Origin of the sequence: Paenibacillus senegalimassiliensis, assembly GCF_001486585.1 — a bacterium.
GTDB lineage: Bacteria > Bacillota > Bacilli > Paenibacillales > Paenibacillaceae > Fontibacillus > Fontibacillus senegalimassiliensis.
Map to the genome: position 1 here is coordinate 551413 of NZ_LN909045.1, position 13726 is coordinate 565138.

The 13726-nt window shown below is 49.9% G+C and carries 12 protein-coding genes; 5 read left to right on the top strand and 7 right to left on the bottom strand.

Annotated elements, in window-relative coordinates; genetic code table 11:
* Positions 1-52 precede the first annotated feature (52 nt).
* From tatC to groL, 3 genes are all read left to right on the top strand, one after another.
* Positions 53-805, top strand: coding sequence for a twin-arginine translocase subunit TatC (gene tatC, locus BN3279_RS12375; protein WP_059051257.1), 753 nt, complete (start codon positions 53-55; stop codon positions 803-805).
* Positions 806-966: 161 nt separating this feature from the next.
* Positions 967-1248, top strand: coding sequence for a co-chaperone GroES (gene groES, locus BN3279_RS12380; protein WP_018750984.1), 282 nt, complete (start codon positions 967-969; stop codon positions 1246-1248).
* A 60-nt stretch (positions 1249-1308) separates the two neighbouring features.
* Complete coding sequence (groL, locus tag BN3279_RS12385) at positions 1309-2937, top strand: chaperonin GroEL (protein ID WP_059051259.1); 1629 nt, start codon at positions 1309-1311, stop codon at positions 2935-2937.
* Positions 2938-3449: 512 nt separating this feature from the next.
* On the opposite strand, the gene BN3279_RS23420 is transcribed toward groL, so the two are convergent.
* From BN3279_RS23420 to BN3279_RS12400, 4 genes are all read right to left on the bottom strand, one after another.
* Complete coding sequence (locus tag BN3279_RS23420) at positions 3450-3626, bottom strand: YjfB family protein (protein ID WP_082673052.1); 177 nt, start codon at positions 3624-3626, stop codon at positions 3450-3452.
* Positions 3627-3819: 193 nt separating this feature from the next.
* Positions 3820-4749, bottom strand: a complete 930-nt coding sequence (locus BN3279_RS12390) for a glycine betaine ABC transporter substrate-binding protein (protein ID WP_059051261.1) — start codon at positions 4747-4749, stop codon at positions 3820-3822.
* Between the two features lies 1 nt (position 4750).
* Entirely contained in the window at positions 4751-5584 is an 834-nt protein-coding gene (locus tag BN3279_RS12395; RefSeq protein WP_059051818.1) for an ABC transporter permease, read from the bottom strand.
* Positions 5562-6803 carry a quaternary amine ABC transporter ATP-binding protein gene (locus tag BN3279_RS12400; protein WP_059051263.1) on the bottom strand — a complete coding sequence of 414 codons (1242 nt, stop codon included), beginning with the start codon at positions 6801-6803 and terminating at the stop codon, positions 5562-5564. Before BN3279_RS12400 ends, BN3279_RS12395 begins: the two co-directional genes overlap by 23 nt.
* Before the next feature lie 366 nt (positions 6804-7169).
* On the opposite strand from BN3279_RS12400, the gene BN3279_RS12405 reads away from it, so the two are divergent.
* Positions 7170-7724: a GbsR/MarR family transcriptional regulator gene (locus BN3279_RS12405; protein WP_059051264.1), complete on the top strand. Its 555-nt coding sequence runs from the start codon at positions 7170-7172 to the stop codon at positions 7722-7724.
* 83 nt (positions 7725-7807) lie between these two features.
* Here the strand turns inward: BN3279_RS12405 and BN3279_RS12410 are convergent, their stop codons facing one another.
* Positions 7808-10150 (bottom strand): alpha/beta hydrolase, encoded by a 2343-nt coding sequence (locus BN3279_RS12410; RefSeq protein WP_059051266.1) that lies wholly within the window; start codon positions 10148-10150, stop codon positions 7808-7810.
* Between the two features lie 114 nt (positions 10151-10264).
* Positions 10265-11611, bottom strand: coding sequence for an amino acid permease (locus BN3279_RS12415; RefSeq protein ID WP_059051267.1), 1347 nt, complete (start codon positions 11609-11611; stop codon positions 10265-10267).
* Positions 11612-11793: 182 nt separating this feature from the next.
* On the opposite strand from BN3279_RS12415, the gene BN3279_RS12420 reads away from it, so the two are divergent.
* Complete coding sequence (locus tag BN3279_RS12420; RefSeq protein WP_059051270.1) at positions 11794-13038, top strand: MDR family MFS transporter; 1245 nt, start codon at positions 11794-11796, stop codon at positions 13036-13038.
* 42 nt (positions 13039-13080) lie between these two features.
* Here BN3279_RS12420 and BN3279_RS12425 read toward each other — a convergent pair whose 3' ends face one another.
* Positions 13081-13638 carry a hypothetical protein gene (locus tag BN3279_RS12425; protein ID WP_059051273.1) on the bottom strand — a complete coding sequence of 186 codons (558 nt, stop codon included), beginning with the start codon at positions 13636-13638 and terminating at the stop codon, positions 13081-13083.
* Between the last annotated feature and the right edge of the window lie 88 nt (positions 13639-13726).

A 13726-nucleotide genomic window follows, 5' to 3' on the forward strand; every position in this document is an offset into this window, starting at 1 on the left:
TGGAGGGATTTTGTTTAGGTGCGTACATTCCAAGGGAAGAGGGGACCCAAGCATGACCGGGAAAAGAGAGACGGAAAACCTGGTAGGCCATTTGTCGGAGCTGCGTCGCAGGCTGGTGCTGGTGTGTGCTGTATTCCTTACGGTGCTGGTATGTGCATTTTTTGTCGTCGATCCGATCTATCACTATTTAACCAAGAATATGATTTCCGGTGTAACGATAAATTTGAATGCCTTTTCATTTTGGGATGGCGTTAGCGTCTATATGAAGATTGCCATGCTGGTGGCTGTGGGAGTGACCTTGCCGGTTACGCTGCACCAGATCTGGGCATTTGTCAGCCCGGGGCTCAAGCCGCAGGAGCGCAAAGCGACGGTGAAATACATTCCGTTCGTGTTCATATGCTTCGTGGCTGGACTGGCCTTTGGCTACTTTGTGGTCTTTCCGTTAGCGATGACGTTTACGGGCTCACTTAATAAGGAATTGGGACTGGTCGAAACCTACGGGATGGCGGACTATTTCAAGTTCTTGTCCAATATCGTCTTGCCGATTTCCGTGCTGTTCGAGTTGCCTCTCGTTATCCTGTTCCTGACCCAACTGCGTATTCTGACACCACTTCGGCTGCGCAAGATGCGCCGTGTCGCTTATTTTATCCTGGTTATTATTTCGGTGATGATTACGCCTGCGGATTTGTTCTCGGCCTTTCTGGTGCTGATCCCGCTAATTCTTCTCTATGAGCTGAGCGTGTTGTTATCGCGGCGGGTGTATGCCAAACAGCAAGCTGCGGATGCGCAAAGGGCGAAGGAATAGGGGGCTGTCAGGCCAGCAAAAAAAAATGTACGAAGGAACTTGAAATCTAACCGTAAGTTGAGTAATATAAAAGTGGTTGTTAGCACTTGATGAGATCGAGTGCTAACGCATAACAACATATTTCCTATAACACAACATATTTAAAGGAGGCTGTTTTTTTCATGATCAAACCATTAGGTGAACGCGTCTTGGTACAACCGATCGAACAAGAGGAAACGACGGCATTTGGAATCGTACTTCCGGATACGGCTAAGGAAAAGCCGCAGGAAGGTAAAGTTATCGCTGTAGGTAGCGGAGCTTTGAAAGACGGAGTTCGTGTTCCGCTTGAAGTGAAAGAAGGCGACCGCGTGCTGTTCTCTAAATATGCCGGTACTGAAGTGAAATACGAAGGCACAGAATATTTGATTATGAAAGAAAGCGACATCCACGCTATCGTCGGCTAAGATCAGGGCAGCCGCAAAAATACTTAATGATGAACCTAATTTATGGGAGGTAATTGAACAATGGCAAAAGAGATTCGTTTCAGTGAAGATGCGCGTCAAGCAATGCTTCGCGGTGTTGACGCTTTGGCTAATGCAGTAAAAGTAACACTCGGTCCTAAAGGCCGCAACGTTGTGCTTGAGAAGAAATACGGAAGCCCGCTCATCACGAATGACGGTGTTACCATCGCTAAAGAAATCGAGCTGGAAAACGCCTTTGAAAACATGGGTGCTCAACTCGTTAAAGAAGTTGCTACCAAGACTAATGATGTAGCTGGTGACGGTACAACAACAGCAACCGTGCTGGCTCAAGCGTTGATTCGCGAAGGTCTTAAGAACGTAACTGCAGGTGCTAGCCCAATTGGTTTGCGTAAAGGGATCGACAAGGCGGTTCGCGCGGCTGTAGTTGAACTGAAGAACATCTCCAAAACGATTGAAGGTCAGCAATCCATCGCTCAAGTAGCTGCGATCTCCGCTGCTGACGAAGAAGTAGGCGAATTGATCGCTGAAGCTATGGAGAAAGTGGGCAAGGACGGCGTTATCACGGTTGAAGAATCCCGTGGGTTCGCAACTGAATTGGAAGTTGTGGAAGGGATGCAATTTGACCGCGGTTATATCTCCCCTTACATGATTACTGACACAGATAAAATGGAAGCTGTACTTGAAAATCCATATATCCTGATCACTGACAAGAAGATCAGCAGCACGCAAGAAATCTTGCCATTGCTGGAGAAGATCGTTCAACAATCCAGACCGCTTCTGATCATCGCTGAGGACATCGAAGGCGAAGCTCAAGCCATGCTGATCGTGAACAAACTGCGTGGTACATTCAACGCCGTAGCTGTGAAGGCTCCAGGCTTTGGTGATCGTCGCGAGGCTATGCTGCAAGATATCGCAGCCTTGACTGGTGGTCAAGTGATTACAGAGAAGCTTGGTCTTGACCTGAAGAGCACTTCCGTTGAGCAATTGGGTAATGCTCGCCAAGTTATCGTTACTAAAGAGAACACTACAATTGTAGACGGCAGTGGCGACAAAGGCGACATCAATGCTCGCGTAAGCCAAATTCGTACACAACTGGAAGAAACAACTTCCGAGTTCGATAAAGAAAAACTGCAAGAGCGTCTTGCTAAACTTGCTGGTGGCGTAGCTGTCATCAAGGTTGGCGCAGCGACTGAAACTGAGCTGAAAGAACGCAAGCTGCGTATTGAAGATGCTCTGAACGCAACGCGTGCCGCTGTTGAAGAAGGTATCGTATCCGGTGGTGGCGTAGCACTGGTGAACGTATACGGCGCTGTAGCTGCTGTTGAAGCGACTGGCGACGAGAAGACAGGCGTTAACATTGTGCTTCGTGCCTTGGAAGAACCAGTTCGCACGATTGCAGCTAACGCAGGCGAAGAAGGTTCCGTTATCGTGGACCGCCTGAAGAAAGAAAAAGTTGGTATTGGTTACAACGCAGCAACTGGTGAATGGGTTGATATGATTGAAGCAGGTATCGTTGACCCTGCGAAAGTAACTCGTTCCGCACTGCAATATGCGGCATCCGTAGCAGGTCTGTTCCTGACTACAGAAGCTGTCGTAGCCGACAAGCCAGAACCAGAAAAGCCAGCGGCTCCTGATATGGGCGGCATGGGTGGAATGGGCGGCATGATGTAATTAAGGTTCAAAACCTTGTAATACTGCATAACGAAGAGGCTCCCGAGAGGGAGCCTTTTCTAATTAAATCACGGAAAAAGTCACGTTTCTTGTATTGCACAAACCAGCAGTCTTACAAAGTGTCTTACGTGTATTGGATTATTATGCTATGATAACAATAGAAAAAGGAGCTGGTCGCCACCAGCTCCCTGTACAACACTTGGGTGGGAAACCCCCAGAACAAGCTGAAAATAACCCGTTCCCGTGGCGCTAACCTGGGCGGGTTATTTTCGTTTACTCAGATAAGTGAGGAGTGCAAGGACAAACATTCCCAGCATCATAACTTCTGAAAACGAAAATTGCATAAGCATCACCTCCGTCTGGAGGCGCTATTTCCCACCCAAGTTCAGTTGTACAAGCCAAATTATACCACGAGTCTGCTATTCCTGCAGACTCTTTTATTTTGAGTAAAAAGAGGTGTAATCAAGGAAAAAAGCTCCCATAAGGGAGCCTTTCCTACGCCTTAATAACAACTAAATACTTATATCCAGATTCTTGCCGACATTAGGATTCAGACTTTGTTCCATGAGCTTCACGAGATTCTGACCTTGCAATTCGGCTTGATTCTTAGCCATATTCAGTACGCGAATGCTAACGGCCTGGGCTAAAGCACCCTGGCTCATGGCGGTTGATGCTGCAGCTATATCCATGATCTCACCTCCTATCCGTTGTATCGGCAAATCATTACAATTTGATAAATGAGTTTGTGATTTAATCTGATTTTCAGGTTGGCGTAAGGTTTCTTTAAGGAAGGGGTGCTATTCTTTAGATACTCCCTCTTCTTAATTTATAGATATGAAGAAGCCGCCCGAGCAGGGGCGGCTTCTTCTCTTGTGCGTATGATTATTTCAAATCTTCGATCGAGTTAATATCCATGTATGCCGGAACGACCAGGCCGGTTTTTACGCCAGTCATGTTAGGGCCAAGGTCTTCAACCTGGTCACTGTATTTATCCCAGTAATCGGCATGAGTCAGTGGTAACCAAGCCGCTGCAATGGCATCCACGTCTCCGCTGGCAACACCGGTCCACATCGGGCCAGCCTCTACTTGCAGCGATTCTACGTTATACCCCAGCTTGCTCTCAAGCACATATTCCAGCAGATGTGTACTGGCAATTTCTGAATCCCAGGCTACATAACTCAGCTTGAGCTTGTCGCCGCTCACAGCGGACAGCCCTTCGGTCCAAGTATCAACACGATCGCTGTTCTCATCAGCCCAGGCTTTGGCTGCTTCAGCCGGGTCCTGGCCTTCCTGGATAGCAGTCATGATTGCGCCCATTTCGTCAGAGGTCCATTCGAAGCGGTCAAGGAACTCATAGGCTGTCGGATGGTCTTCCTTAAGTCCCAGACGCGCCAGTGTGTGGATTTCCTCTGCTTCGCCAAACACTTTCTGCGGGTCCTCCAAATACTTCAAATCATATTTGGCAAACATCCAGTGGGGGGTCCAGCCCGTAATGATGATGGGCTTCTCTGCCTTAATGGCTTTATCCAGCATGGCTGTCATGGCCGCGCCAGAGCCTTCAATCAGCGTCCAATCCTCCAGCTCGTAACTCTCAATCACTTGGCTGGTAGCTTTCATAATCCCGGCTCCGGGGTCGATGCCGATGATTTCATAGTTGACTTGCTTGCCTACGGCACTAGCGGTTGCTTCATTCCCGGTATCTCCGGTGCCTCCGGAGGAGGTATTTCCGCTATTATTCGCTTGTCCGCAAGCGGATAACGCCAGAACACCTGCCAAGCCTGCCAGTACCATCAGTTTTCTCATTTTCTTCATCTTAATCTCCCCTTTGTTTGGATTTAAATAAGTTTTGGGTGAAGCGGTCCAGCACAATTGCCAGTACGACGACGGCTAATCCCGCCTCGAACCCTTGACCAATCTTTAACTGGGTTACGGAGCGGTAGACAGTAGCCCCGATGCCTTGTGCCCCGATCATTGAGGCGATAACTACCATGGACAAGGACAGCATAATCGTCTGGTTGACCCCAGCCATCAAGGTTGGCATCGCCAGAGGCAATTCTACCTTGAAGAGCTTCTGCCAGGCTGTGGAGCCGAAGGCATTAGCGGCTTCCGTCAATTCGCCAGATACTTGCTTAATGCCCAGATAGGTCAGTCGAATGGTTGGCGGAATCGCGAAGATTACGGAAGCAATGACACCCGGCACAACACCAAGACTGAAGAAGGTGACAGCAGGCAATAGATAAACGAATGCCGGCATCGTCTGCATAAAGTCCAAGAGTGGCGATACGATACGATGGGTAAGCTTGCTGTAGGCGCTCCAAATTCCAATAGGAATGCCCAGCAGGATGGAAATCAGCCCTGAGGTGATGACCAGTCCCAGCGTATTCATCGTTTCCTGCCAGTAGCCCAGGTTATCAATCAGCAGGAATCCGATTACTGTAAATAGCGTAAGCTGCCATTTACCTAATAAATAAGCGATAACCGCCAGAATAGCGATGAATAGCAAGGGATGCGGCAGCAGAAAGGCACTGGAGAAGAAATGAACAATCGCTTCAATGCCATCAGCCAATCCGTCAAAAAAGCCACCCAGATACTTTTCCATTCCGTCTACCAGCGATTCCACCCAATCAGCGATCGGAAGTTTCGGTATTGATCTCACCAGGGGTCACCTCCTTGGATTCATGGGTTGAAGCCTCTCCGGCGAGCGCGCCCAATACCGCACCGCGCACGATGACGCCAAGCAAACGTTCCTCGTCGTCGACTACGGCAAGAGGAACCTTGGATGAACTGGTCACTTCGAACAGGTCACTAAGCACAGTGTCTGGAGATACCCGTGGTCCATCCTGAATCAGAATGTCATTCAGACCAGCGCCAGTCTTGGCCGCTATGGAAGCATCTTCAGCCGTAATGACGCCAAGCAGGCGCTTGCCGCGGTCAATGACGAACAGGTTGGAAATTCCACGTTCCCGCATTAACTCCAGGGCAACCCGCGGTCCCCGATCCAGAGTAACTGTCTCAGGACGCAGCATTACGCGGGCAGCGGTGAGGACTTTGGATAAGTCGACGTCCTCAATGAACCGTTCAACATAACGATTGGCCGGATTCATAAGCATTTCCTCCGGCGTACCAATCTGCACGAGGGCGCCGTCTTTCATTAAGGCAATCCGGTCGCCAATCCGCAAAGCCTCGTCAAGGTCATGGGTAATGAAGACAATGGTCTTCTGCATTTTCTCTTGAAGTGCCAGCAATTCATCCTGCATATCGCGACGAATTAACGGGTCAAGCGCACTGAACGCCTCATCCATCAGGAGAATCTCAGGATCGTTGGCAAGGGCTCTAGCCAAGCCTACACGCTGCTGCATACCGCCGCTAAGCTGACCCGGAAGCTGTTGCTCCCAGCCCTTCAAGCCGACAAGCTCCAGCGATCGCATCGCCTTCTCTTGACGCTCTTTTCTCTCTACCTTCTGGATTTCCAGTCCGTATTCGACGTTTTGCAGTACGGTACGGTGAGGGAAGAGGGCGAATTTCTGAAATACCATGCTAATGGATTTACGGCGAATTTGCCGTAAGCTTGCTTTGTTCATCTTCCGCAGGTCTTGACCATGCAGCAAGATTTCACCGGAGGTCGGCTCAATCAAGCGATTTAGCATTCGGACAAGCGTGGATTTGCCACTACCGGACAGGCCCATAATGACAAAAATTTCGCCTTCCCGGATATCCAGACTGACTTGGCCGACGCCAACCGTAATCCCTTTTTCCTTAAGCAGCCGTTCCTTGGTGTAGCCTTGCTTCAATAAAGTAATGCCTTGCTCGGCGTGAGGGCCGAACAACTTGCTGACTTCACGAACACTTAATATTTCCTTCTTCATAGATTCACTCCTTAAACTTTGGCGATTTTAACGAATCCCCTTCGATACCTGTCGCTGGTGCCTGAAAAAGAGCACAGCAAATCGATATCGCATTTAACCCATGCAATAAGCTTAACAGAGCAAGCATTTTTTAATCAATGGTCAAATCCGTACGTAAGGAACGTACAGAAAAAACAGAACGCAAAGAATTAACCGATAACTCCCGATTACTCCAAAATGCTACCTAAGCTACTTCTTTACTTTTAGGATTGCATTTCTTAATATATAATAAGCATTGGACTGCCTATAAAATGTATGCTTGGCATACAGGGCGGTTCTTAGCGTTACAGCCAGAGATGGTTTGCAAAACGATAGGAGGTTGCAAGCATGAGCTTGGACCAGCTTACATCAGAGCAGCAGGCATTATTAATGAAGGTACGTAAACGAGTGATTGAAACCATTGGCAAGAATATGGACTTATACGGCGTAGCTTTATCAACCGGGCATTTGTATGGGTTGCTCTTCTTTGCCGACAAGCCTATGACGCTTGATGAGATGGGTATGGAAATGAAAATGAGCAAAACCAGCATGAGTACGGGCGTACGCACCTTGTTGGATCTTAAAATGGTAAACAAAGTGTGGGAGAAGGGCTCCCGCAAGGACTTATATGAAGTCGAATACGACTGGTATCAGACCTTTACCGATTACTTCGCGATTAAATGGAGAAAAGCGGTGGAGAGCAATATTCTGATTCTTCGACGTTCGGCGGAGGAAATGAAGAAAGCGCTGGCGGACGAGCCGGAAGGCCCACTTCGTCACGTGATGGAAGAAGATATTGCGAAGATGAAGGAAGCTGTAAGATATTACGAGTGGATGGACCGGCTGATTGATGCCATGGAAAGTGGAGAAATCTACAAGCTTGTCCCTAAGGAAACGGATTAATACTGGATTGTGCAAAATAAAACGCTTGTTCCTTCCGTGCCATTGGCGCGTCCAGGAGCAAGCGTTTTGTTTGTTGTCGTTAACTAGTATACGCCGATATCATCCAGCATGATCTTACCGCTGCTTCCGTTAAGGTGAAAGGTTAGCTTGCGGATGCCGCTGGAGACATCAAACTTGGGCACGACGGAGGCAAAGGCCTTTAGTGATAAGCGGTAGGTCTGGAATACGGCCTCCGTTGAATGCTTGTATTTGCCGGAGGAGAGATGCTGCTCCAGCCAGGAGTGAACCGTAAATTGGGTGACCGGTAACGGTAAGCTATCCTTAAAGGTGCTTAGCGGCAGGCGTGCAGCGGTACCGTTGCCGTCCACTAACTCGACGTCGAGCTTAAGTGAGCCGGATGCAAGGGCTGCATCTGGAGCATCCTTTGTCTCCATTTCGAAGCTGCGGTCGGTTAACGAGAAGGCAAGCCATTGCGGCAGCTTAGTGGTTGGAGCGCCTTGTGGCCAACTCATTGTGTAGGATGATGATGTGCCAGGGCTTGCGTGACGCTCCAGCACAACCCCGCGGCTGGGCTTGCTGTTCTTCTTCCGGTTCTTGGCATCCTCTTCTCTCCAGTTCAGCCCGCTGGCTTCGGCTTGACCTCCATTTGGGAGCGTGGTTCGTTCCCGATCCTCTTCATAGCGAGCCCAGGCGGTGAATTCCCCGCTTTCGTACCGGCTATAGTATTCCGTATTCGGTAGCCAGGAGCCTCCCGAACGGTAATCCTGGAACAAGGGCAGGTATGAGGAATCAGAGGCTGTAGCGGATAAGCGGCTTAACGAGCCAAGCGTTTCCTCCATAAAAGCGGTAATGTAGACTTCGGCTATGAGCCGCTGCTCGGCGGGGGCCAGCAGACTGTCGTGTCGAAGCAGGATGCCCTTCGGATAACTAACGTCCCGGCTGCCCCAACTGGTGTTGAACTGGCTGTGATTGGCATCCGCAACATACAGGGAGGCTTTGAACTGCTTGGCTCCGGTGGAATAGCTGGTTCGCATGTACTGCCGGTCCCCGTCAAAATCGGTAACATCCCCGTCGCTAGCCCCTTGCAGGGTCAAATAATTGATATCCCGTAGCCGGGTATATTTATCATCTACCTTCTTATCGGTTGGGGCAATGGCGGCCAAGGATACAATATCGTATGAGGCCAGATCGGAGACAAGCTCGTTGTCATCGGCGAACCAATTGTCATAATCCGCAGCCATCGCTATGGCCTGCCCGCCCCGGGAATGCCCAACCAGCCCGATGTGCGAAAAGTCTATGGCTTGATAGAACGGAGTGCCTGGTTCTGCGGCAAACTGACCGATCTGTTGTAAATGCTTCAGCAACAGCCAGGCCCGAGCTTTCATATCGTTGTCCGGAATTCCTGTCCATACGGAATAGTTCAAGAAGTTCTCATCCACAGACACCGCTACAAATCCCCGACTGGCCAGCAGTTCTCCCAAATAAGCATAACCCTCGTCGGAGTAGTCCTCCATGAGATGATTCCCATGCACAATGAGTACCAATGGATACGAATTTGCACTTGAAGCTGTGGCTTCTTCGCCCACCTTAGGCATCCACACTCTTCCGTTCAGTGGCAAGCTGTGTTGATCAAATCCCCAGTAGGCACTACGCAGTTCGGGCCATTTCTGAATGAGGGAGGAAGCATCTACGGTGGAAGAGAGAAGGGCTGCCTCTGTGCCAAATTCGGGGCGGCGCAAGTCTTCGCCACTGCCATAAGTGAAGGCAGCTATTTCATAGACTCCGGGATCTGAAGGGTTTACGGTCAGGCTGCTCAGATCTGGAATGTAGCTATTCATCTGCTCCAAATGGCTATCCTTCTTCTGCAAAGAGTCGGCTTGCTCCAATGGGGTAGTCAAATCTCCAGATTGTGCGGCAGTCGTAAGCGTAAGAATGACGATGAGCACCACAAGCACGGCCTTATAGCGCAGGCGAATTCGCCCGCTAGCCAGAGTACCTGCTGCTAGGCCGACCACAAGTCCTGCACCGGTAACGATGGCGGCGATAACGGCGGCGGCCACCCAAGACAATCCATTGTGTTCGAACATGATAAAGACAACGACTGCATCAAAGATAACCATGCCTGTGAACAAGCGGGGGATGGGCAAGCCGATCAGAGCCAGCAGGAGGGCCGCAAGATGAGCGGTCAGGAACATGCCCAGAGTTCCTGCAAGCATAAAAATCAGCATATCGGCGGCTGTGCCAAATCCGGTGGGCATGCCCCACGCCAGAAGGATAAACGCGAACATGCCGGCCCCCCAAGGGCCGGCAGCGGCGGATCGCCAGAAGGCGGTATCATATTGGTAAGCTTGCCGGATACGTGAGGTCATCCGGTTGCGTAACGTAGGTTTGTTCAGCAGTAGTTCGGTTATTGCCTGAAGTTCCATGGTATCCCCCAAGTTTTCACCAAATGTGTAGTCTCTCCTGTACATATTGTAACATGGGCTGGCAAGAGGGAGGAACAGGAGAATACAGGTGAATTGGCAGGGAATTCCTTAGCTTCAGCGGCCCCCGGCGGGGCGAAAGCGAACCATGGACCACACGGTCAGCAGAACTAGAACGCCCAGACATACACCAATGCTGATTCGGTTCTGCGTGTCGAATAAGAAAAGCAAGGCAACAACGGATAGGGCACATACTGTGATTGTGGTGATATAAGGATATCCCCATACCTTGAAGCTGGGCTCCACAGGGTAGTTCTTACGCAGCTTGAGTTGGGACAAGCAGATGGTAATCCAGACGAGCAGCACGACGAAGCCTGGCACAGCCATGAGCAGCCTGAATAATCCAGCCTGGTTCAGATAAGCGAGCAGAGAGCCCAAGATCAAGACCGTGCCGCTCAGCTTCAAGCTATTAACGGGTACCCCCTTGGAAGATATCTTCGCCAGTGCAGCAGGAGCTTCTCCTCCGGTAGCCATGGAGTACAACATGCGCGTGGCTCCGTAAATGCCGGAATTGGCAGCGGACAGCACGGCCGTAATCAGAATAAAGTTCATTAAGTGGGCTGCTCCCTGAAGTCCGGCTGATGTCAATACTTGTACAAATGGACTGGTCTCTTCCCCAAGGCTGTTCCATGGAACCAGACCACAAATAATCAGGATTGGTAGGGTGTAGAACAATACGACCCGCAGGATGAAGCTCTTCACCACTCGCGGCAGCACCTTCTCCGCATCCTGTGCCTCTGACAAGGTAAGTCCGATTAATTCGGAGCCACCGTAGGAGAACATGACCACCAGCAGCGCTGAGAAGATGGCTGTCCAGCCGTTCGGGAAGAATCCCCCGTAATCAATATAGTTATGCGGGAAAGGTGTTTGGGCCCCGGGAATAAGCCCGAATAACATAGCTGCGCCCAGACCGATGAACACAACAATCATCGCTATCTTGATGCCGGCGAGCCAGAACTCAAACTCACCGTAGCCTGCGACGCTCATCATGTTCACGGCAAGAATAAAGCCCGCGCTGGCAAGACTGAGTATCCATAGCGGAACATCCGGCAGCCAAAATTGCAGAAAGCTGCCCGCCGCGATAACCTCAATAACGCAAACAGCCAGCCACATGAAGCAATACAGCCAACCGAGGATAAAAGAGATGCGTTCGCCAAAGGCTTCGCGAATGAAGTCTTTCATATTTCGTCCGGGATACACGGTAGCCATTTCGGCGATAGCACCCATAACGACAAGCAGCAGCAATCCGGCAAAGGCATAGGAGAAGATGACGCCCGGTCCGGCGAGCCCTACAGTCTCGGCGCTCCCTTTAAAAATGCCGGTTCCGATGACGCCACCCATAGCCATGAAGCTGATATGGCGGGGCAGCAATTTTTTTTGCAAGGTAGATGGATTGGATTTCACTGTGATAAAGCCCCCTGAATATAAAATCAATGCTCAACAATACTGATCTATATTACACCAATTCCCATTCGGGGGAAATGAAATCACTCCGCAGGGTACTTTTTCCGATATTGACAAACATCTGTTCGGTCCGGTAGATTAGGAAGACAGTTTGCAATTATTCGTGAAAAGAAGGCGAAGCTATGAACGCGCATCTCAGGAACATTCACCCACTATCATGGACGATTATCATTGGCACTATTTTTGGCCGGATGGCCTCGTCGATGAGTATTCCATTCTTATCCATCTATTTGATTAAATCGCTGGGCGCTTCGCCATCCGAGACCGGGATCGTAGTTGCGGTCAGCTCGTTGATCGGCGTATTTGCCAGCTTTTACGGAGGATATATCTCGGATGTTATCGGACGCAAGACCGTCTTATACATATCCATTTTCGGCTGGGCGCTGGTGTTTGTTGGCTTCGGACTCGCGAACCAAATCTGGATATTTTTTGTGATGAATGCCCTAAACGGGTTATGCCGAGCCTTGTTTGAGCCAACTTCGAGGGCGCTTCTGGCTGATATTACGCCACAGGAGAGCAAGATGCTCGTATTTAACCTGCGGTATGCGGCTATCAACCTCGGCGTAGTCGTAGGACCGCTGCTCGGATTGCAGATGGGGGTATCAGAATCCGGGTTGGCTTTTTATTTTGCCGGGGGAGTGTATCTCATCTATGGCTTTGTGCTGCTGATTCAATTCATGGGGCATAAGGACGTTGGCATCGTTAAAGCCGGTGCGAGTGAGCATCTGACCTTAAAGGGAGCGATGCAGGTCACCGGGCGTGACCGTACGTTCATCTACGTGTTGGTGGGCATGGTCTTCTGCGTGCTGGGCTACGGACATTTCAGTTCGACACTGGCTCAATATCTGGAAATGACGCCAAGCCTGGCTAACGGGGCTGAATTGTTCGGGTATATGCTGTCGCTGAATGCTGTTGTGGTCTTAATTGTTCAGTTCCCACTGGTCAAGCTGGCCAGCCGCTTCTCGCCAATCGTGCCTTTGGTTGTGGGGAATGCCTGCGTGGCAGCAAGCTTACTATGGTTCGGTATCGCTGAATCTGTATGGGCCTTTCTAGTCGGAGTGGTCATATTTACCGTCGGGGAAGTCTTGATGTTTACCATGACAGATGTGTTGGTAGATCGAATTGCGCCTACGGCTTTGCGTGGCACCTACTTTGGTATGTTCGGCTTCAACAATTTGGGGAATGTGCTGGCTCCGTTGCTTGGAGGATTTCTTCTGGATGCGCTTGGCGTATCTTCCGGTTTACTAATCTTCACCGTTATTGCGCTGACAACGGCCTTTGGGGTACCTTTCCTGCTGTTGGGCCATCGTCATCTGAAGGTGAGACACAAGGTTAGCACGCAGGAAGCGTTGACAGAAGTTTCATGAATAAATAGAAGAGAAAGGCAGTACCCGTTACCAGGTCTGGAATTATTCCCGGCCTGGTTTGTTTTTGTCCTGTTTAGGCCAGAGGAAAGCTGAAATCATGATAGCAAAATCAATGACCAGTACAACGGACCAAAAACGTAAAATACTGTCCAGAGCCTCCGTTCTTGCGGGATCATTAATCCAATAGACCATTCCAGCGAGCAGCCCGGCTCCAATCAGGAAGGAGAGCAGGTGACGCAGGAAGCCCTTTAGTTCATGCCGTGCATACTCCAGGCCATACCGCTTCTGCGGTTTGGCTTCTTCCTGCTTGGTCAACAGGTAGCGAAACCGACGATCTGCCCAAGCGATCATGGATTTGCCGAAGGCGATGGACACGCCGATGTACACGGCAGCAAGTGCATGGGCCATGGTGGCGACAGCTCCGTTATAAAGATCGACTCCGGTAATGACGAGCAAGAGCAAGTCGATGACGGGAGTTAAAGCCAATAGGAAGAGTCCAAGTTTAGGCAGCTTTAGCACGTAACGGACGATTAATCCAGCCGCAATTACTACCCAAAAGGCGATTTCACAAGCAATAATCATCCAGGCGACAAAATTCATGGAACACCTCCAGCCTTTTTTATAAGAGTTGAAGGTAATTGTAGCATCTCGATTTAAATAATACAACTGTATTAAAATAATTGTGTTC